This window comes from Pseudomonas fjordensis (genome assembly GCF_976987115.1).
In genome coordinates this window covers 1187080-1207934 of the sequence record NZ_OZ336860.1, presented here as the reverse complement: position 1 = coordinate 1207934, position 20855 = coordinate 1187080, and the positions used below count along the sequence as shown (strand labels likewise).

General features: G+C 62.1%; 16 protein-coding genes. 11 read left to right on the top strand and 5 right to left on the bottom strand.

What is annotated here, in order from left to right; all coding sequences use genetic code 11:
• Positions 1–5 precede the first annotated feature (5 nt).
• The 3 genes from ACWHXD_RS05430 to ACWHXD_RS05420 are packed head-to-tail and all read right to left on the bottom strand — an operon-like array spanning position 6 to position 3907.
• Positions 6–206: a DUF1656 domain-containing protein gene (locus tag ACWHXD_RS05430; RefSeq protein WP_003188711.1), complete on the bottom strand. Its 201-nt coding sequence runs from the start codon at positions 204–206 to the stop codon at positions 6–8.
• Positions 196–2385 (bottom strand): FUSC family protein, encoded by a 2190-nt coding sequence (locus ACWHXD_RS05425; RefSeq protein WP_138761321.1) that lies wholly within the window; start codon positions 2383–2385, stop codon positions 196–198. Before ACWHXD_RS05425 ends, ACWHXD_RS05430 begins: the two co-directional genes overlap by 11 nt.
• Positions 2386–2395: 10 nt before the next feature.
• Positions 2396–3907, bottom strand: coding sequence for an efflux transporter outer membrane subunit (locus ACWHXD_RS05420; protein WP_138761320.1), 1512 nt, complete (start codon positions 3905–3907; stop codon positions 2396–2398).
• A gap of 181 nt (positions 3908–4088) precedes the next feature.
• On the opposite strand from ACWHXD_RS05420, the gene ACWHXD_RS05415 reads away from it, so the two are divergent.
• From ACWHXD_RS05415 to ACWHXD_RS05395, 5 genes are all read left to right on the top strand, one after another.
• Positions 4089–5057: a LysR family transcriptional regulator gene (locus ACWHXD_RS05415; RefSeq protein WP_032893503.1), complete on the top strand. Its 969-nt coding sequence runs from the start codon at positions 4089–4091 to the stop codon at positions 5055–5057.
• Positions 5058–5256: 199 nt separating this feature from the next.
• Positions 5257–6231, top strand: a complete 975-nt coding sequence (locus ACWHXD_RS05410) for a 2-hydroxyacid dehydrogenase (RefSeq protein ID WP_032893504.1) — start codon at positions 5257–5259, stop codon at positions 6229–6231.
• Positions 6232–6841: 610 nt separating this feature from the next.
• Positions 6842–7744, top strand: coding sequence for a chemotaxis protein CheV (locus ACWHXD_RS05405; protein ID WP_032893505.1), 903 nt, complete (start codon positions 6842–6844; stop codon positions 7742–7744).
• Between the two features lie 3 nt (positions 7745–7747).
• Positions 7748–8230, top strand: a complete 483-nt coding sequence (locus ACWHXD_RS05400) for a GNAT family N-acetyltransferase (RefSeq protein ID WP_138761318.1) — start codon at positions 7748–7750, stop codon at positions 8228–8230.
• Between the two features lie 108 nt (positions 8231–8338).
• Positions 8339–9082 carry a YkgJ family cysteine cluster protein gene (locus tag ACWHXD_RS05395; RefSeq protein ID WP_138761317.1) on the top strand — a complete coding sequence of 248 codons (744 nt, stop codon included), beginning with the start codon at positions 8339–8341 and terminating at the stop codon, positions 9080–9082.
• A gap of 568 nt (positions 9083–9650) precedes the next feature.
• Here ACWHXD_RS05395 and ACWHXD_RS05390 read toward each other — a convergent pair.
• Together ACWHXD_RS05390 and ACWHXD_RS05385 are read right to left on the bottom strand one after the other, a co-directional pair.
• Entirely contained in the window at positions 9651–10433 is a 783-nt protein-coding gene (locus ACWHXD_RS05390) for a transporter substrate-binding domain-containing protein (protein ID WP_032897617.1), read from the bottom strand.
• A gap of 161 nt (positions 10434–10594) precedes the next feature.
• Entirely contained in the window at positions 10595–10828 is a 234-nt protein-coding gene (locus tag ACWHXD_RS05385) for a hypothetical protein (RefSeq protein ID WP_044271955.1), read from the bottom strand.
• Between the two features lie 193 nt (positions 10829–11021).
• Here ACWHXD_RS05385 and ACWHXD_RS05380 point away from each other — a divergent pair, with 193 nt between their 5' ends.
• The 6 genes from ACWHXD_RS05380 (at position 11022) to ACWHXD_RS05355 (ending at position 20712) form a co-directional block, all read left to right on the top strand.
• A complete protein-coding gene (locus ACWHXD_RS05380) occupies positions 11022–12188 on the top strand; it encodes an efflux RND transporter periplasmic adaptor subunit (protein WP_138761316.1) in 1167 nt (388 codons plus the stop codon).
• The gene (locus ACWHXD_RS05375; RefSeq protein WP_138761315.1) at positions 12185–15280 is read left to right on the top strand and encodes a multidrug efflux RND transporter permease subunit; all 3096 of its coding nucleotides are present in this window, start codon (positions 12185–12187) and stop codon (positions 15278–15280) included. Before ACWHXD_RS05380 ends, ACWHXD_RS05375 begins: the two co-directional genes overlap by 4 nt.
• Positions 15281–15287: 7 nt before the next feature.
• Entirely contained in the window at positions 15288–15980 is a 693-nt protein-coding gene (locus tag ACWHXD_RS05370; RefSeq protein ID WP_032893511.1) for a heavy metal response regulator transcription factor, read from the top strand.
• Complete coding sequence (locus tag ACWHXD_RS05365) at positions 15970–17334, top strand: heavy metal sensor histidine kinase (RefSeq protein ID WP_032893512.1); 1365 nt, start codon at positions 15970–15972, stop codon at positions 17332–17334. The genes ACWHXD_RS05370 and ACWHXD_RS05365 overlap by 11 nt, the downstream gene beginning before the upstream one ends.
• 396 nt (positions 17335–17730) lie before the next feature.
• The gene (locus tag ACWHXD_RS05360) at positions 17731–19053 is read left to right on the top strand and encodes an OprD family porin (RefSeq protein WP_138761314.1); all 1323 of its coding nucleotides are present in this window, start codon (positions 17731–17733) and stop codon (positions 19051–19053) included.
• Positions 19054–19215: 162 nt separating this feature from the next.
• The gene (locus tag ACWHXD_RS05355; protein ID WP_032893514.1) at positions 19216–20712 is read left to right on the top strand and encodes a GGDEF domain-containing protein; all 1497 of its coding nucleotides are present in this window, start codon (positions 19216–19218) and stop codon (positions 20710–20712) included.
• The last annotated feature ends 143 nt before the right edge of the window (positions 20713–20855 follow it).

The following is a 20855-nucleotide window of genomic DNA, read 5'->3' as shown; positions in this document are numbered from 1 at the left end:
CATTCTCAACGGTAGACGCTCAGCGCCAGGGCGCCGAACAGGCAAGCGAACAGGCTCAGGCGCAGCAGCGCCGGGTGCCAGAAAAACCGATACAGGTCGAACCCGGCCAGGAAGCGGTCAACCGCCCAGGCCAGCCCCGCGGCGATCAGGAACATCAGGGTCATGGTCGGCATATAGATGCCGTGGAATGCAATTTCACGAGGCATTCATGGCTCCTTGCGTGGCACCTTTGAGGGCGGCCAGAGGCGATTGCGGGTCGAGCAACGAGGTGCGAATAAAGTGCAGGTAGCTCTTCACCCGACGCAGGGCCGAGGTGTCGAAGTGCGGGGCGAAGGGTTCGTCGGTGGCCTGCACGCGACTGATCGCATGGTCGACAGCAATCAACCCGCGCTCCAGGTTGCTGGCGCTGGGTTGCAGGAACAGCCGCACCAACGAGCGCCCCATCACACGGATCGCCTGGCGCCACGGCTGGGACTCGGCATACGCCGGGTGCACCGGCAAAATCGCCTGCTCCTTGCGCAACTCGATGATCGCGTGGCCGACCTCCAGCACCACGAACATCCAGCGCAGCAAATCGCGCTGCACCTGCGGCTGGCCGACCGCAAGCCCGTAGGCCTGGTGCAGTAGGTCGCGGGTACGGCTTTCAAAGCTCGACGCCAGGCCCTTGAGCTTGCCGCTGATGGCATACACCACTTGCTCACGCAGGTCTTGCTCCAGGCGGCGCCACAACCAGCGGCTGTTGGGCGGCAGAATGATCGCCCCCGCCGCCGCGCACACCAGCATGCCAATGACCATGGCGATGTAGTCGTTGATAAAGGTGTAGGGGTTGTAGACCGTGAGGTTATCCGGCACCGAACCGGTGCTGAAGAAAATCAGCAGGCCCACGCCCACGCCGGCGTATCGGGGGCGTGACGACAGAAAGGCACCGAAGATAATCACCGGTGCGAGCATCACGCACAGCAGCGGGAAACCGTCGATCCAGGGGAACACGAAGAACATTTCGACAAAGCCGACCAAGGCGCCGATCAAGGTGCCGCAGGCCATCTGGAACGCCATGCGCTTGGGGTTGGGCGTGGCGGCAGACAGGCCCACCGTGGCCGCCGCGATCAAGGTCATGGTGGCGCCGCTGGGCCAGGCTGTGGCCACCCAGTAACTGCCCAGCACAACCAGGATAAACGAGGCACGCACACCGGCCGCGGCGCAGGCCAGCCAGTTGGTTTTTGGCGTGTAGGCTTCGTGCCAATCCTCCCGCGCATGACGATGGTCGGCCAGGGACGCGTGGGTTTGCGCGTAGTTGTGCAGGTCGTCGACGAAGCGGTACAGCAGCTCGTAGGCGGTGTGGAAATCCAACTGCTCGGCGTCCGTCGGGTTGTCTTCCTGAAAGCTCGCCCGCAGGCTGCGCACCTTGGCGGGCAGGCCGTCCTTGTAGGCGCTCAGCTGGTTGACCAGGCGCGCGGCATCGGGGCTGGTGAGGGCGCGGCCAGAGAAGCTGTCGAGCACTTCGGCCAGGTCTTGCAGGCCGGGCTTGATCGCTGCCACCACATGGTCGGCCTCATCGGCGCGCAAGCGTTCAAGCAACTGGTGCAGGGCGTTGAAGCGTGTGGTGATGCTCATGAATTCGCTGTTGAGGCGACTGAGCCGCCCGTTGCGCCGACGCATGTGCGGGTCTTCGAACACGGTGACGCTGCGCAAGCCTTCCAGGCCCACAGCTTCGGCAATAAAGCGCACGTTGCTGGCCTCGAAGCCTTCGCGTTGGCTGCGCCCGCGCAGGCCGTCGGTCACGAACAGCGCGAACACACCAAAGCGCTGGTACAGCGCGTTGCGCATGGCGGCGCTGGAAGTCTGCGGCAGGATGGCGGCGCTGACCAGTGTCGAGCACAGTATCCCCAGGGAAATTTCCAGCACCCGCCACACCGCCGCCATAAAGGCGCCGTCCGGGAGGGCCAGGGCCGGCAGGCCGACCATTGCCGCGGTGTAGCCGGCGAGCACAAACCCATAGGCGCGAAAGTTGCGGTTGCGCGTGGCGCCAGCGGTGCAAATGCCCACCCAGATCGCCAGCGCACCGAGGAACAGTTCGGTGTTCTGCGCAAACAGGGCGATCAACAGCACCATCACCGCCGAGCCCGCCAAGGTCCCGAGGAAGCGATAAAAACTCTTGGCGAACACCTGGCCGCTCTGGGGCTGCATCACGATAAATACGGTGATCATCGCCGTGCGCGGTTGCGGCAGTTCCAGACGCATGGCCAGCCACAGCGTCAGGAACGCGGCGACCAGCACTTTGAAGATATACACCCAGGTCACGCCATCGCTGCGTGCCCAGTCGAAGAAACCACGGCGCCACTCAAGGGAATGCAGCCAGCGCAGCGGTGCAGGCAAGGGAGTCATCGAATCCTACTCAGTGATCAAACACGGCGAGCGCCGCCGGGGTCTTGCTTGGGCGTGTCTTGGCAGCCGTGGGCACATCGTCGCCAGCGCCGAGGCCGCCGCCCAGGGCGGTCACCAGTTCGGCATGGGCACTCAGGCGTGCGGCCTGCACCTGTTGTTCGATCTGCTGCTGACGAAACAACAAGGTTTGGGCGTTGAGCACGTTGAGGTAGTCCGTGAGGCCACGCTGATAGGCGATCATGGCGATGTCGTAGGTTTTCTGCGCCGAGGCCACCGACTGCGCGGCGAAGGCCGATTGCTTGTCCATGGAATCGCGACGGATCAACTGGTCGCTGATGCCCTTGAGCGCATTGACCAGGGTCTGGTTGTACTGGGCCACCGCGATGTCGTAGCCGGCACTGGCTTCACCCAATTGCGCACGCAGGCGGCCGCCGTCGAAGATCGGCAAGGTGATCGCCGGGCCGACGTTGTAGTTGAATTTCTTGCCGGCCAGAAATTCCAGCATACCGCCGCCGGTGGCCATGTAGCCGAGGCTGCCGACCAGGTCGACGTTGGGGTAGAAGCCTGCATGAGCCACATCGATACCCCGCGCCTGGGCCGCTACCTGCCAGCGGCTGGCGACCACGTCCGGGCGTTGGCCGAGCAACTGCGCGGGCAGGCTGGAGGGCAGTTTCAACGGCGCGGCGAGAGCCAGGGTCGGGCGCTGCAATTGCGCGCCCTCCCCCGGGCCTTTGCCGGCCAACGCCGCCAGTTGGTTACGGCTCAGGGCGATTTCCTCGTCCAGGGCATCCAGTTGGCGGTGGGTTTCCGGCAGCGGGGTTTCGGCCTGGCTGACGTCAAAGTGAGTGCCGATCCCGGCGCTCAGGCGTTTGTTGGCCAGGTCCAGGATCTGCTGTTGCTGGGCCAGGGTGGCGGCCGCGATGTCGCGGTTGGCGTACTGCAACGACAGCTGAATGTATGCGCGCACCACATTGTTTTGCAGTTCGAGCTGGGCCAGGCGCGCTTCGGCGGCGCTCACGTGTGCCAGGTCGACGGCGCGTTCGGTGCTGTTGCTTTCCCGGCCCCACAGGTCGAGAGCGTAGCTCAGGCCCAGGGACGAATTGTTGTCCCAAGTGTTGGCGCCGCTCAGTTCACCGGGGCCGTAGAACTGATCCTTGGGCCAGTTGTGGCGCTTGAGGGTGGTGTCGCTGTTGATCTGCAGCGACTCGGCCGACTCGGCCACCCCGGCCAGCGCCCGGGCTTGGCGCACGCGGGCGGCGGCCACGGCCAGGCTGGGGCTGTTGCGGGTGGCGAGTTCGACCCAACGGTTGAGCTGCGGGTCGCCGTAGGCCTGCCACCATTGGGCGGTGGGCCAGTGGGCGTCGCGGGCGGCGCTCTGGATCGCGGCGTCGGTGGCCAGGGTAGTGGCGTTGATCGCCTGGCCTTGGGGGGCGATTCCTCCGGTTCCGATGCAACCGCTGATGACTGACGTTAAAGCCCAAACACTGAGAGTCTTCAGCTCTCTGCTGATGCGACGCGGCACGGCAAGCGAATTCCTGAGAGGGTGTTGCGCAAGAGGTGGCGCAATTCTAGGCGGCGGCAGGGAGGACGATAAGCTGGCATTCCTGTGAATCTTTGTTACCGTTCAGGCGATAATCCGTTGGTAGGGATCACTCAAAGCGTAACTTTCTGTCACAATTTGCTATCTCCCTTGAGAACACTCCATGGACACTTTGCAAAACATGCGCGCCTTCAGTTGTGTGGCCGAGGCCGGCAGCTTCACCGCCGCCGCCGTGCAACTGGACACCACCACGGCCAACGTCTCGCGCGCGGTCTCCAACCTTGAGGCCCACCTGCAAACCCGCTTGCTCAACCGCACCACCCGACGCATCGCGCTGACCGAAGCCGGCAAACGCTATTTGCTGCGCTGCGAGCAGATCCTCGCCTATGTCGAGGAAGCCGAGGCCGAAGCCAGCGACGCCCACGCACGCCCCGCCGGGCAGTTGAAAGTGCACACCATGACCGGCATCGGCCAGCATTTCGTCATTGACGCAATTGCCCGCTACCGCCGCACCCATCCCGACGTGACCTTCGACCTGACCCTGGCCAACCGCGTGCCGGACCTGCTCGACGAGGGCTACGACGTGTCCATCGTGCTGGCCAGCGAACTGCCGGACTCAGGTTTCGTGTCCCAGCGCCTGGGCATCACCTACAGCATCGCCTGCGCCTCGCCGGACTACGTCAAGGCCAAGGGCTGCGCGCAACGCCCCCAGGATTTGCTCAACCATGCGTGCCTGCGCCTGGTCAGCCCGGTGGTCCAGCTGGACAAATGGACCTTCAACGGCCCGGAAGGCCAGGAAAGCGTGGCAATCAACAGCTCGCCGTTTCTGGTGAATTCGGCCGACGCGATGAAAACCGCGATCACCAGCGGCATGGGCGTCGGCCTGCTGCCGGTGTACGCCGCCATCGAAGGGCTGCGCAACGGCACGCTGGTACGGGTGATGCCGACCTACCGCTCCCAGGAGCTGAACTTGTACGCCATCTACCCTTCGCGCCAATACCTGGATGCGAAGATCAAGACCTGGGTGGAATACCTGCGCGGTTCGTTGCCGGAGATTCTGGCGGCGCACCAGGCGGAGTTGGTGGCGTATGAGTTGAGTGGTGGTGTGGGTGGCGTGCGGATGGCGACCTAACAACCCCTTTAACAACCCCTTTAACAACCCCTGTAGGAGCGAGCTTGCTCGCGAAAAACCTGAGGGCAACGCATTCAATCTGGATCAACGCGTTATCGTTGACGTTTTTCGCGAGCAAGCTCGCTCCTACAGGTTTTGTGCTGAGGGGATAAATGTTAGCGTGCTCAGCATTCTCCCGTAGTCGATGAGCCCGCCTGCCATGAAAAAGACTGTCCTGGCCTTCAGCCGCATCACCCCGCCGATGATCGAACGCCTGCAACAGGATTTCGAGGTGATCGCGCCCAACCCCAAGCTGGGTGACATCAATGCTCAGTTCAACGAAGCCCTGCCCCATGTCCATGGTTTGATCGGCGTGGGCCGCAAGCTGGGCCGCGAGCAGCTTGAAAGCGCGAGCAAGCTGGAGGTGGTGTCCAGCGTGTCGGTGGGCTACGACAACTACGATGTGCCGTACTTCAACGAACGCGGGATCATGCTCACCAACACCCCCGATGTGCTCACCGAAAGCACTGCCGACCTGGCCTTTGCGTTGCTGATGAGCAGCGCACGCCGCGTGGCCGAATTGGACGCCTGGACCAAGGCCGGCCAATGGAAAGCCAGCGTGGGCGCGCCGTTGTTTGGTTGCGATGTGCACGGCAAGACCCTGGGCATTGTCGGCATGGGCAATATTGGCGCAGCCGTGGCCCGGCGTGGGCGCCTGGGCTTCAATATGCCGATCCTTTACAGCGGCAACAGCCGCAAGACCGCGCTGGAGCAAGAACTGGGCGCGCAGTTTCGCAGCCTGGATCAGCTGCTGGCCGAGGCGGATTTCGTTTGCCTGGTGGTGCCGTTGAGCGACAAGACTCGTCACCTGATCAGCACGCGGGAGCTGGCGTTGATGAAGCCCAGCGCGATCCTGATCAATATCTCCCGTGGGCCGGTGGTGGATGAGCCGGCGCTGGTCGAAGCCCTGCAAACCCAACGGATTCGTGGTGCCGGGCTGGATGTGTATGAAAAGGAACCGCTGGCTGAATCGCCGTTGTTCCAGCTGAGCAATGCCGTGACCCTGCCGCACATCGGTTCAGCCACCGATGAAACCCGTGAAGCCATGGCCAATCGCGCGTTGGACAACCTGCGCAGCGCGCTGCTGGGCCAACGCCCGCAGGACCTGGTGAACCCACAGGTTTGGAAGGGCTGATACTGGACTTAATGTGGGAGCTGGCTTGCCTGCGATGACGGCCTGAAAGCCGACACCTATCTACCTGACGCACAGCGATCCCACTGTGGGAGCGGGCTTGCTCGCGAAGGCGGCCTGACAGTCAACACAGTTGGATTGTGTATATATCCATTGCTGCGGTAACGGCCACTTAGGGTTCCGCCCTGACGGCGGCTCACTTTTGAACAGCGCAAAAGTAAGCAAAACGCTCTTGCCCCACCACTCGGCACCTCGCTTGGGCTCGGTGTGCCCGTAATCCGCCAGTGATTTGGGGGGCCGCCGCCACGCGCCATCCATGGCGCGGGGCGGCTAAACCGGCATCCCTGCCGGTTTACCCCCCAAATCCCTGTCGAATTCCGGCCAGCGTGGTTTAACGGGGCGCCTAAGATCAAAAGCAGATCAAGAGCGGCTCGCTTCGCATCGTGGTTAGCGGTGGCTGCGGCGAGCTGCACAGTTGTGTAGATACCTATGGCCATCGCAGGCAAGCCGGCTTGCACATAAACAGTGGCCGACACAAAATCCGGTTAAAGCCCCGGCCAGCCAAGTCGATAACTCTCTATAGATCGTCATTCCTGATCCACAGAAGGTTTTTATGTCCACCACCAAAGCCCGCGCAGACTCACTCTCGCTTCTGCTCTTTACCTTGCGCAGCGGCAAGCTGATGGCCATCAACCTGTTGAAAGTCAGCGAGATCATCCCCTGCCCGCCGCTGACCAAGCTGCCGGAGTCACACCCGCACGTCAAAGGCATCGCCACCTTGCGCGGCGCGTCTTTGTCAGTGATCGACCTGAGCCGCGCCCTGGGTGAAATGCCCTTGCAAGACCCGGACGGCGGCTGCCTGATCGTCACCGATGTCAGCCGTTCCAAGCAGGGCCTGCATGTGCAGGCGGTGAGTAAGATCGTGCATTGCCTGACCACCGATATCCGCCCACCGCCCTACGGCTCCGGCGGCAATCGGGCGTTTATCACCGGGGTTACTCAGGTGGAAGGTGGCCTGGTGCAGGTGCTGGATATCGAGAAAGTCATCCATGGCATCGCCCCGGCACCGGTTGAAGCGGCGCCGACCGACCTGACCATGGAAGAAGCCGAAGTGCTGGGCAACGCCCGCATCCTGGTGGTGGACGACAGCCAGGTGGCCTTGCAGCAATCGGTACACACCCTGCGCAACCTCGGCCTGACCTGCCACACCGCCCGCAGCGCCAAGGAAGCCATCGACGTGTTGCTGGAGCTGCAAGGCACGGTTGAACAGATCAACGTGGTGGTGTCGGACATCGAGATGTCTGAGATGGACGGCTACGCCCTCACCCGCACCTTGCGCGAAACTCCGGATTTCAAGGATCTCTACGTGCTGTTGCACACCTCCCTGGACAGCGCGATGAACAGCGAAAAAGCACGCCTGGCCGGTGCCGACTCGGTACTCACCAAATTCTCATCCCCGGAGTTGACCAAATGCCTGGTCATCGCCGCGCAAACCGTGGCGAAAAAGGGCCTGTAAGCCTTGGCCGAGTATTACCAGCTGCTGCGTCGCGACCTCACCGGTAGCCTGCCCGCCCCGCAGTGGCCAGCGGATACCCGGCTGGATCATTATCGCGATGAACTGGCCCCGGCGATCCATGCCGTACTGCGCATGACCCAGGACCAAGGCGGCGGCCGTGTCGGCCATCTGGATGAGTGGCGCCGGCAGTTCGTCACCGATGCCGAGTACGACCCGACGCTGTGCCTGGTGGCCAGTAACCGCGACGGTATTCTCGGCGTGGCCCAATGCTGGACCAGCGCCTTTATCAAGAACCTGGCTGTCCACCCCTGTGCCCAAGGCCAAGGACTGGGCCGCGCCTTGCTGCTGCACAGCTTCCAGGTGTTCAAACAGCGCGGCGAACCCTATGTGGACCTCAAGGTGCTGGAGAGCAACCTGCGCGCCCGGCGCCTGTATGAAAGTGCGGGCATGGGGTTTGTGCTGCGCGACATCCTATCCAACGGCTGACCCTCACTGGCGCATAACTTGCTTCCAGAGCCCCTGAGCGGTCGATAGAGGTAAAAACCCGTCACCCCTCAAGCGTGCCCTCTGACCTTGCCTGGTGACAGATCCGCCATGAACACACACTTTTCCTGCGTCGGTTGCGGCAAATGCTGCAGTGACCATCACGTGCCCCTGACCCTCGAAGAAGCCCGCAGCTGGGCGGCGGACGGCGGCAACGTCATCGTTCTGGTCGAGGGCTTTCTTGGCAACGGCCTGGGCCTGCCCCTGCAACAACGGGAACACGCCGAGCGCCGTTCAGTGATCGTGCCCAGCGGCACTACCGAGGCATTTGTGGCAATCACCTTTGCCGCCTACAACGCCGGACGCTGCCGGAATCTTGACGAAGACAACCGCTGCCGCATCTACGAACGGCGCCCGCTGGTGTGCCGCATTTACCCGATGGAGATCAACCCGCATATCCCACTGAACCCAAGCGCCAAAGACTGCCCGCCGGAATCCTGGGAGCAAGGCCCCGCGCTGATCGTCGGTGGCGAGTTGATGGACGCGCAACTGGCCGAACTGATTCACCGTTCGCGCCAAGCCGACCGTGATGACGTACAGACCAAGGAAGCCGTATGCGCGTTGCTCGGCATCCGCACGACCGCCCTCAAGGGCGACGGTTTTACCGCGTACTTGCCGGACATGCAGGCGTTTGCCCAGGCCATTGAACAGGCGATTGAACAGCCAGCAGTGGCCAATGAATGGGTGTTTCATGTGTCCGGGATGGACATCGCCGAACAGGTGCTGGATGCCGGGGCACAAATTGCCACCGAAGTGCCGGCCAATTATGCGTTTATCTCGTTGAGAGCGGCTTAGGCCGCTGGGGCCTCATGGCGGCATAGGGAGCGACACAACTGTAGTTCGCAGCAACCAACGCTAACCACGATGCGAAGCGAGCCGCTCTTGATCTTGATCTGCTTTTGATCTCAGGCGCCCCGTCAAACCACGCTGGCCGGAATTCGACAGGGATTTGGGGGGTAAACCGGCAGGGATGCCGGTTTAGCCGCCCCGCGCCATGGATGGCGCGTGGCGGCGGCCCCCCAAATCACTGGCGGATTACGGGCACACCGAGCCTAAGCGAGGTGCCGAGTGGTGGGGCAAGAGCCCTTTGGTTACTTTGGGGCTTTTCCAAAGTGACCCGCCGTCAGGGCGGAACCCTAAGTAGCCGTTACCGCAGCAATGGATATGCCCACAACCCAACTGTGTTGACTGTCAGGCGCCTTCGCGAGCAAGCCCGCTCCCACAGTTGGATTGTGGGGTGTCAGGTAGAGAAGTGTCGGCTGGGAGGCCGTCATCGCAGGCAAGCCAGCTCCCACATTTGGATCCCGCTGTGTCAGGTAGATAGGCGCCTAACGGGTGCAGAACGGCACTCACACATTCGCGATCATGAATGGGGCGGCAATACATCGAGCCGATACGGCTGGAGAATGCGCTGGTACTCGCCATTCTGCATCAATTGCTCAAGCGCATGATTAAGCTCATTACGCAACGCCGTATCGGTTTTTCGCACCGCAATCGCCACGCTATTACCCAGCAAGCCCGACGACACAGGCGGCCCCATGTAATCGAAGTCCAGCCCCTGGGGCGTGTCGAGCAGGGCTTCACGGATCTCCACCGCGCCTTGCAGGGTCGCGTCGATATCGCCCGAAACCAGGCTCTGCACCAGTTGGTCGTTGAGCCAGAAACTCCTGATGATCACCCCCGCCGGCGCCCATTGCGACAGGGCAAAAGCTTCACGATTACTGCGCACCAGCACCCCGACACGCTTGCCCTTGAGGGACCGTCGATCAGGGCGCAGGCCCGAGGTTTTACGCGCCACCAGCCGGGTAGTGATCGGGTAAAGGTCATCGGTGAAGCTCACCCGTTGCCGCCGACGGCAGGTGGTCGCCATGCCCATGATCGCGTCGAACTGCCTGGCCTCGAGAGCCGGGAAGTTTTCCATGACAATTTGGTCAACCCAAGTACAGCGCACGTTGAGCTGCTCGCACAGGGCATTGCCCAGTTCGATATTCAACCCCACCAATTGCCCTTGGGCATTGCGGCTTTGAAAGGGCGGAAAATGCGCAGCAACGGCGAAACGGATTTCACGCCGCGGTTGAACGTCGGCGGCGACGGCACTCGTCGAGAGCAAGAGAGCAAGCACTGCACAGAGGTGTATCAGGGCCACGGGAATGTCCTTTTCCGGAAAGCTGACTCGCCACGCCCCGATGAGCGTCATCGGGACGAAGCAAACGCTGTGCAGCTTTCAAGAATCGGTGACGGCCCTACAAGCAGAAATGTCTACGCACGATGTAGGCAACTGCCTATAACGCACTCAACGCTTTAATCTCAGCGTTTACCCATCGAGCGGCGAGTGCCCGGCGGCGCCATGCCTGGCGTCTTGGTATGGCCGTTCTTGGCGCCGCCTTTGTACCAAGGCTGGCTGGCATGCTTGGCGCCAGCCAGTTCACCTGGGTTGAAAGGGAACTTGAACGCCGGGATCTCGGCTTTTTCAACGCCGTCGGCGGTGGCCGGATCGACGAGGTCGGCCGCGTCGACAGCGGGTTGGGTTGGGGAAGTCATAAGGGCTCCGGCACAGCTAATAGGTGTAAAAGCGCGAGTATACGGGGCCTGAGCTGCCAGCAGTAACTTCAAGCGACAAGCTCACATGGCCTAGCTGTCACGGCTGTCAGTTTGCCGTCACCGTGCTGACGGCGGAACAGCGCTATAAAGGACGTTCCGAACTCCAACGTGCAGTTTCCGCCGGCGTCCTCCTATGCAGATCAAACGAAACGTGGCCCTGATGCTGGGTGCTCTCCTGATACTGGCCGTTGCAGCCTGGGCGTTAACCCGGCCGGCCAAGGCCCGCCTGGCAGCGCCTACCGCCATTCCTGTGCGGGTGGTGAGCGTGACGCAACAGGATGTGCCTCGGTTTGTCAGCGGCATCGGCTCGGTGTTGTCATTGCACAGCGTGGTGATTCGCCCGCAGATCGACGGCATTCTCACCCAACTGCTGGTCAAGGAAGGCCAATCGGTGAAGGCCGGCGACCTGCTGGCCACCATTGACGACCGCTCGATCCGCGCCAACCTCGACCAGGCCAGGGCGCAACTCGGTGAAAGCCAGGCGCAGTTGCAAGTGGCATTGGTCAACCTCAAGCGCTACAAAGCGCTGAGCGTCGACGACGGCGTGTCCAAACAGACCTATGACCAGCAACAGGCACTGGTCAACCAGCTCAAGGCCACGGCGCAAGGTAATCAAGCGGCCATTGATGCGGCTCAAGTACAACTTTCCTATACCCAGATCCGCTCTCCGGTCAGCGGCCGCGTGGGCATCCGCAATGTGGACGAAGGCAACTTCCTGCGCATGAGCGATACCCAGGGGCTGTTTACCGTCACTCAGCTCGACCCGATTGCCGTTGAGTTTTCCTTGCCACAGCAGATGCTGCCGACCTTGCAGGGCCTGATCGCCGCCCCCACCCCGGCCACCGTCGACGCCTACCTGGGCGCCGACACCGATGGCCAGACCGGCGACCTGCTCGGCGAAGGCCACCTGAGCCTGATCGACAACCAGATCAGCTCCACCACCGGCACCCTGCGGGCCAAGGCCGAGTTCAGCAACCCGGCGCACAAGCTATGGCCGGGGCAATTGGTGACCATCAAGATCCAGACGGCCCTCGACAAGAACGCCCTGGTGGTACCGCCCACCGTGGTGCAGCGCGGCCTTGACACACATTTCGTGTACCGCGTAAGCGCTGACAAAGTCGAGGTGGTGCCGGTGCAGGTCGCCTACCAGAACAGCGCTATCAACATCATCAAAGGCGTGCAGGCCGGCGATGTGCTGGTCAGCGATGGGCAATCGCGGCTCAAGGCCGGTGCGCAGGTGGAGGTGCTCAAGGAGCCGCCACAAGTGATCCACACCGCCAACGCCCAGGTGCAACCATGAGCGTCAGCCGGTCGCCCTCGGCCTGGTGCGTTGATCACCCGGTCGCCACCCTGCTGCTGACCTTCGCCCTGGTGTTGCTCGGAATTATTGCCTTCCCCAACCTGGCCGTCGCGCCATTGCCGGAAGCGGAATTCCCGACGATTCAGGTCACCGCGCAACTGCCCGGCGCCAGCCCGGACACCATGGCCTCATCGGTGGCCACGCCTCTGGAGGTGCAGTTCAGTGCCATCCCCGGCATGACCCAGATGACCTCCAGCAGCGCCTTGGGCTCCAGCCTCTTGACCCTGCAATTCACCCTGGAAAAAAGCATCGATACCGCCGCCCAGGAAGTGCAGGCCGCGATCAACACCGCGTCCGGCAAGTTGCCCAGCGACATGCCGAGCTTGCCCACCTGGAGGAAGGTCAACCCGGCAGACAGCCCGGTGCTGATCCTCAGCGTCAGTTCCAGCAGCATGCCCAGCACCGAGCTGAGCGACTATGTGGAAACCCTGCTGGCACGCCAGATCAGCCAGATCGACGGCGTCGGCCAGATCAACATCACCGGCCAGCAACGCCCGGCGATTCGCGTGCAGGCGTCCCCCGACAAGCTCGCGGCCATCGGCCTGACCCTCGCCGATATACGCCTGGCCATCCAGCAGTCGAGCCTCAACCTGGCCAAGGGCGCGATCTATGGCGAAAACAGCGTGTCCACCCTGTCGACCAACGACCAGCTGTTTCACCCGGAGGAATACGGCCAACTGATCGTTTCCTACAAGGACGGTGCGCCGGTTCAACTGCGCGATATCGCCAAGGTCATCAACGGCTCGGAAAACGCCTACGTACAAGCCTGGTCCGGCGATACCCCCGGGGTGAACCTGGTGATTTCGCGCCAGCCCGGCGCCAACATCGTCGACACCGTGGACCGCATCCAGGCCGAGTTGCCGCGCCTGCAAGGCATGTTGCCGGCCTCGGTGCAGGTCAGCGTGTTGACCGACCGCACCAAGACCATCCGCGCTTCACTGCATGAAGTGGAAATGACCCTGCTGATCGCCATCCTGCTGGTGGTGGCGGTGATGGCGTTGTTCCTGCGCCAACTGTCGGCGACGCTGATTGTGTCTGCGGTGCTGGGTGTCTCGCTGGTGGCCAGTTTCGCCCTGATGTATGTGATGGGGTTCAGCCTGAACAACCTGACCCTGGTGGCCATCGTGATCGCCGTGGGCTTTGTGGTGGACGATGCGATTGTGGTGGTGGAGAACATCCATCGGCACCTGGAGGCTGGCCTGGGCAAGCGCGAAGCAGCGATCAAGGGCTCCGGCGAAATTGGCTTTACCGTGGTGTCCATCAGCTTCTCGCTGGTGGCGGCGTTTATTCCGCTGCTGTTCATGGGCGGCGTGGTCGGGCGATTGTTCAAGGAATTTGCATTGACGGCCACCGCGACCATTCTGATTTCAGTGGTGGTGTCGCTGACGTTGGCACCGACGCTGGCCGCCTTGTTCATGCGTGCCCCTACCCACCCTGCCCACGCCAAGCCCAGCTTCAGCGAACGCCTGCTGGCCGGCTATACGCGCAACCTTCGCCGTGCCCTGGCGCACCAACGCAGCATGGCCGCGATCTTCGTGGTGACCCTGGCGCTGGCGGTGGTCGGCTATGTGTTCATCCCCAAGGGGTTCTTCCCGGTGCAAGACACCGGTTTCGTGCTCGGCACCAGCGAAGCGGCGGCCGATGTGTCGTACAAGGACATGGTCGCCAAGCACAAGGCCCTGGCCAAGATCGTCAAGGCCGACCCGGCGGTGCAGGCGTTTTCCCATTCGGTCGGCGTCACCGGCAGCAACCAGACCATCGCCAACGGCCGCTTCTGGATCGCCTTGAAAGACCGCAGTGAGCGCGACGTGTCCGCCAGCCAGTTCATCGACCGCATCCGCCCGCAGTTGGCAAAGGTGCCGGGCATCGTGCTGTACCTGCGCGCCGGCCAGGACATCAACCTGAGCTCCGGCCCTAGCCGCGCCCAGTACCAATATGTGCTCAAGAGCAACGACGGCCCGACGCTGAACACCTGGACCCAACGCCTCACCGAAAAACTGCGCGCCAACCCGGCGTTTCGTGACCTGTCCAACGACCTGCAACTGGGCGGCAGCATCACCCATATCAGTATCGATCGTCAGGCCGCCGCGCGCTTCGGGCTGACCGCAACCGATGTCGACCAGGCGCTGTACGACGCCTTCGGCCAGCGCCAGATCAACGAGTTCCAGACCGAGATCAACCAGTACCAAGTGATACTCGAACTGGACAGCCAACAGCGCGGCAAGGCCGAAAGCCTCGACTATTTTTACCTGCGCTCGCCACTGACCAACGAAATGGTGCCGCTGTCGGCACTGGCCAGGGTCGACCCGCCCACGGTCGGGCCGTTGTCCATCAGCCATGACGGCATGTTCCCTGCTGCCAACCTGTCGTTCAACCTCGCGCCCGGCGTGGCCCTGGGCGACGCGGTGATTATGCTCGACCAGGCCAAGAACGAAATCGGGATGCCGAGCACGATCATCGGTAACTTCCAGGGTGCGGCGCAGGCGTTCCAGAGTTCGCTCGCCAGCCAGCCATGGCTGATCCTCGCGGCGCTGGTGGCGGTCTACATTATCCTGGGCGTGCTGTATGAGAGTTTTGTGCACCCGCTGACGATCATTTCCACCCTGCCCTCGGCGGGCCTCGGTGCGCTGATCATGCTGTGGCTGCTGGGCCAGGACTTTTCGATCATGGCCTTGATCGGCCTGGTGCTGCTGATCGGCATCGTGAAGAAAAACGGTATCTTGATGATCGACTTCGCCCTGGAGGCCCAACGTGTGCGCGGGTTGCCGCCGGAGGATGCGATTTATGAAGCCTGCGTCACGCGGTTCCGACCGATCATCATGACCACCCTTGCCGCGTTGCTCGGCGCGGTGCCGTTGATGCTCGGCGCAGGTCCGGGGGCGGAACTGCGCCAGCCGCTGGGCATCGCGGTGGTCGGAGGCTTGCTGGTGAGCCAGGCGCTGACGCTGTTCACCACGCCGGTCATATACTTGTACCTTGAACGTTTTTTCCACAGGCCCAAACCAGCGCTGGCGCTGGCGACCACACACTGAGGCGGTCATGCGCGTCCTGATTATTGAAGATGAAGAAAAAACCGCGGACTACCTGCACCGCGGCCTGACCGAGCAAGGCTACACCGTCGATGTGGCCCGTGAAGGCGTCGAGGGCCTGCACCTGGCGCTGGAGAACGATTACGCGGTGATCGTGCTCGACGTGATGCTGCCCGGCCTGGATGGCTTCGGTGTATTGCGCGCCTTACGCGCCCGCAAGCAGACGCCGGTGATCATGCTCACCGCCCGCGAGCGCGTGGAAGACCGCATCCGCGGCCTGCGCGAAGGTGCCGATGATTATCTGGGCAAACCGTTTTCGTTCCTGGAACTGGTGGCCCGCCTGCAAGCCCTGACCCGTCGCAGCGGCGGCCATGAACCGGTGCAGGTCACCGTCGCCGACCTGTGGATCGACCTGATCAGCCGCAAGGCCAGCCGCAACGGCCTGCGCCTGGACCTGACCGCCAAGGAGTTCTCGCTGCTCAGCGTATTAGCGCGGCGCCAGGGCGAGATCCTGTCCAAGACCGCGATTGCCGAGATGGTCTGGGACATCAATTTCGACAGCGATGCCAACGTGGTGGAAGTGGCGATCAAGCGCCTGCGCGCCAAGCTCGATGGGCCGTTCGAACACAAGCTGCTGCACACCATACGTGGCATGGGCTATGTGCTGGAGAACCGCATGCAGGAAAACCCCAGTGGTCGCTAATTCCATCGCCCTGCGCCTGAGCGGCATGTTCACCCTGGTGGCGCTGCTGATCTTTCTGTTGATCGGCGGCGCGCTGTACCAGCAGGTCGACCGTGGCCTGGGGTTGTTGCCTGGGGCCGAGTTGGATGCGCGCTACAGCGTGCTGGAGTCGTCGATCAATCGCTTCGGCACGCCGGAGCATTGGGCCAAGATCAGGTCCAAGCTCAAGCTGTTGGGCGAAGAAGACAAGCGCATCCGTTTCTGGGTGGTCAGCAGCGACCCGAGCTACGAATACGGTGAGCCAGATGCGCAGATTCGCGCCTTTGCCGAGGGCGCCACGGGTAAGCGCGACCTGCGCCTGCCGGGTCACGATTATCCGTTCAAGGTGCTGGTCAGCCAGTTTGCCGCCAAGGACCAGCGCCCGGCGTTGCGTTTCATGATCGCCATCGACACGGAGAACTTCCGCGCCACCCAGCATCACCTGCTGGTGGCATTGATCAGCCTGGCATTGGTGGGTGTGATACTGGCGGCGCTGTTGGGGTTCTGGGTCGCGCGTATCGGCCTCAAGCCCCTGGGCAAACTCTCCGATGAGGCGCAAAAACTTGCGCCGCCGAAACTCTCCGGGCGCCTGCAATTGTCGCCCTTGCCACCCGAGCTGAGCCAGTTCGTCAACTCGTTCAACGCCACCCTCGACCGGGTCGAGCAGGCATATTCGCGCCTGGAGTCGTTCAACGCCGACGTCGCACACGAACTGCGTTCGCCGCTCACCAACCTGATCGGCCAGACCCAGGTGGCCCTCACTCGCGGCCGTTCGGCAGAGCAATATTTCGAGGTGCTGCAATCGAACCTGGAAGAGCTGGAACGGCTGCGCTCGATCATCAATGACATGCTGTTCCTCGCCAGCGCCGACCAAGGCAGCAAGGCCACCAAGCTGATCGAAAGCGCCCTGGCCGATGAAGTGGCCACCACCCTCGACTACCTCGACTTCATCCTCGAAGACGCCCAGGTCGAAGTGCGCGTGCACGGCGATGCTGTGGTGCAGATCGAAAAAGCCCACCTGCGTCGCGCACTGATCAACCTGCTGAGCAATGCCGTACAACACACCGCGCCGGGGCACGTCATCGACGTGTGCATTGAAATGCAGGCACACCAGGTGACGATTGGCGTGACCAACCCCGGCGAGGCGATTGCCAGCGAACACTTGCCACGCCTGTTCGAACGCTTCTATCGAGTGGATGCCTCGCGCAGCAACAGCGGGGCCAATCACGGGCTGGGGCTGGCGATCGTCAAGGCGATTGCGTTGATGCATGGGGGGGATGTGTTTGTGCGCAGTGAGGGCGGTGGCAATACCTTTGGTATTACCCTGCCGGTCTAAATCGTAAGAACGCTTGAGTCACATGTGGGAGCGGGCTTGCTCGCGAATTCGGTGTATCAGTTACAGATATATTGACTGACACACCGAATTCGCGAGCAAGCCCGCTCCCACACTTAGATCGACGTACATCCGCACTGTTGCGATTTGGGCAATAGTTATTATCTTGTTACACTCTGTATCGCACCGCTCGCCTGCGTTACTTTGACGCATCGATGAGCGCGACGGCAAAGACAGCTGACCCGCTTACCCGAATTTCCCTCGACTTTTTTCCAGGGCTCTACACTGGGAATCTGTCTTAAAGCCGCTGACTTTCAGCGGCTTTTTTTTGCCGTAAAAAAAGGCCGGGCATACCCTCACGACACTGGCCGTTATGGATTGACCAAAGGAGCTTTACCGGTGAAGAACTCGCTGACGTTCACCCCGTTATTCCTCGCGATTGCAGCAACGATCGCCCCGCTGGCCCACGCGGCAGACACTACCCCCAACGACGGTTTCGTCGAAGGCTCCCACCTCACGATCAACACCCGCAACTACTACATGAACCGCGACCGACGCGATATTCACCAGGATGACAGCAAGGAATGGGGCCAGGGCTTTATCGGTACCTTCGAATCCGGCTACACCCAGGGCACCGTCGGCTTCGGCCTGGATGTCAACGCCATGCTCGGCCTCAAGCTCGACGGCGGTGGCGGTACGGATGGTTCCAGCATCCTTCCGTATGGCAGCGGCAACGGCAAGGCGCCAGGTTCGTTCTCGACGGCCGGCGGCACCTTGAAGCTGCGCGCCTTCGACACCGAACTGAAAGCCGGCGACCTGTTCCTCAACAACCCGGTGATCGCCGGCGGCATGACGCGCATGTTGCCGCAGACTTTCCGTGGCGTGAACCTGACCAACCACAGCTTCGACGGCTGGATGTTCGAAGGTGGCCAGGCCAGTTTCACCAAGCTCTACAACCAGAGCGGCCACCGGCGCATCGGCACCAGCTACGGCACACTGCCCGCCAACACCGACAGCCAGCACCTGAACTGGGCTGGCGTTTCATTCAGCGGGATCGAGGGGCTGACCAGCAACCTGTACGCCTCCGAACTCAAGGACGTCTGGCACCAGTATTACTACGACCTGGAATACACCTACGCCCTGAACGACCTGGTCAGCTTGACCCCCGGCCTTCACTACTACCATACCCAGGACACCGGCCAATCGCTGCTGGGGGATATCGACAACAACACCTACAGCCTGCATTTCACCGTGGGCGTGGGCAACCACAGCGTCACGGCGACGTATCAGCGGGTCAACGGCAACACGCCGTTCGACTACATCACCCAGGGCGACAGCGTGTACCTGGACAACTCCCAGCAGTACTCGGATTTCAACGGGCCCAACGAGCGCTCCTGGAAGCTCAAGTACGCGTACGATTTTGCCGGCCTCGGCGTGCCTGGCCTGACGTCCGCCGTGTCGTACATCAGCGGCAAGACCGACCTGACCAAGGTCGACCCCAACAGTCGCGGCTACAGCAACTGGTATAGCGCCGATGGCAAAGATGCCAAGCACTGGGAGCGCGATATCGACCTGAAATATGTGGTGCAGGGCGGCAAGGCCAAGGACTTGGCCGTGCGCCTGCAATGGGCGACCAACCGCGGCAGCAATGGCTACTCGGCGGTGGACCGCGATGTGGATGAGTACCGCGTGATCGTGGACTACCCAATCAACGTGTTCTGAATACAGGTAGGAGCGAGCTAGCTCGCGAAAAACGTTAACGATGACGCGTGCTTCCTGAATAAACGCGGCGTCTGTGAGTTTTTTGCGAGCAAGCTCGCTCCTACAGCCATATTTAAGAGTTGCTACTACGCTAAGGGCATTCTCAACGCAAAAGTGTGCCCGATGAGTTCAAGCCCTACCCGCCCCAACCGCCGCCCGGAGCGCCTGCTGATCTTGGGCAGCACGCTCACGGTGTTGCTGATCGTGGGGGTCGTCACTGCGCTGCTGATTCGTGAACATGCCAACACCCTGCAGACGGCCAAGCGCACCGCCAACACCATCACGCAATTGATCGACGCTGACGTGCTGCGCAATGTTGAACTGTACGACATGGCCCTCAAAGGCTTGATCACCGCCACCGAGCGCACTGACCTGCAGGACGTTTCCGAAAGCATCCGGCACCTGGTGCTGTTCGATCGTTCCGCAGCAGCGCCCTACAAGGGCGATATCCTACTGTTGGACCCGGCCGGCGAGGTGATTGCCGATTCGTCCCTGCTGACGCCCAAGCTGGGTAACTTTGCCGACCGGGATTATTTTCAGGCACACCGCACCAACCCCGACCTGGGCTTGTATATCAGCCGTCCGTTCATGGCGCGCTGCCAGTGTGCCGACCCCTGGCGCATCGCGTTCAGCCGTCGCGTTTCGTCATCGGATGGGCGTTTTCTGGGCGTGGCGGTCGCGTCCATGCGCCTGTCGTACTTTCATCAGTTATTCAGCAGCTTGAACATTGGCAACAACAGCACCATCAACCTGCTCAACCACCAAGGCATCCTGCTGGCGCAAGAGCCTTTGCTGGAAGTGGATATCATCGACAAGGACCTGAGCCAGCGCCCGAATGTGGCGCGCATGCTGCGCGAACGGGATGGCAGCTTCCAAAGCATCTCCAGCGTGGATCGCCAGGCACGGCTCTACAGCTTTTCTAATGTGGGCGACTTGCCGCTGATCGTGGCAGTGGCCTTGTCCAGCGATGAAATGTTCGCACCCTGGCGGCGTGCCGCGTGGCTGGTCAGCATCGCGACCGGAGTGTTGTGCGTGGGCCTGTTATGGCTGACCTGGGCGCTGTGCATGGAGCTGCGCCGTCGCCATCGCGCCGAACAGGTGCTGTCAGAACTAGCAGCCACCGACGCCCTTACCGGCCTGGCCAACCGCCGCACCCTGGACGAACGCTTGCGGCTGGAATGGGACCGGGCACAACGCTCCACCGAGTCGTTGAGCGTGCTGATGATCGATGTAGACAACTTCAAGGCCTTCAACGACCGCCATGGTCACCAGGGCGGCGATGAGGCCTTGCGTGTAGTTGCGCAGGTGATCGCCAGCCATATCCGCCGCCCTGCCGACCTGGCGGCGCGGTATGGCGGTGAAGAATTCGCGGTGGTACTGCCCAATACCGACGCCAAGGGGGCTTGGGTGATCGCCGAGCATATCCGCGAGGGGGTCCAGCACTTGCCGAGAGTGGCCGGGGACGAGCAACCGATCACCGTAAGCATCGGCTTGAGTACCTGGCAGAAGCACAGCCGTATTTCTCTTGAAGACCTGCTGCTCAAGGCTGATCAGGCGTTGTATCAGGCCAAGCACAGCGGCCGTAACCGGACAATGGATGCCACAACCCACCCCCTGTAGGAGCGAGCTTGCTCGCGAAGAACGTCAACGATAACGAGGGATTCCTGAATGCGCAGGGTGCTCTCAGGTTTTTCGCGAGCAAGCTCGCTCCTACAGGGGGCAAACGTCGGACATAAAAAAAGGCCACCCGAAGGCAGCCTTTC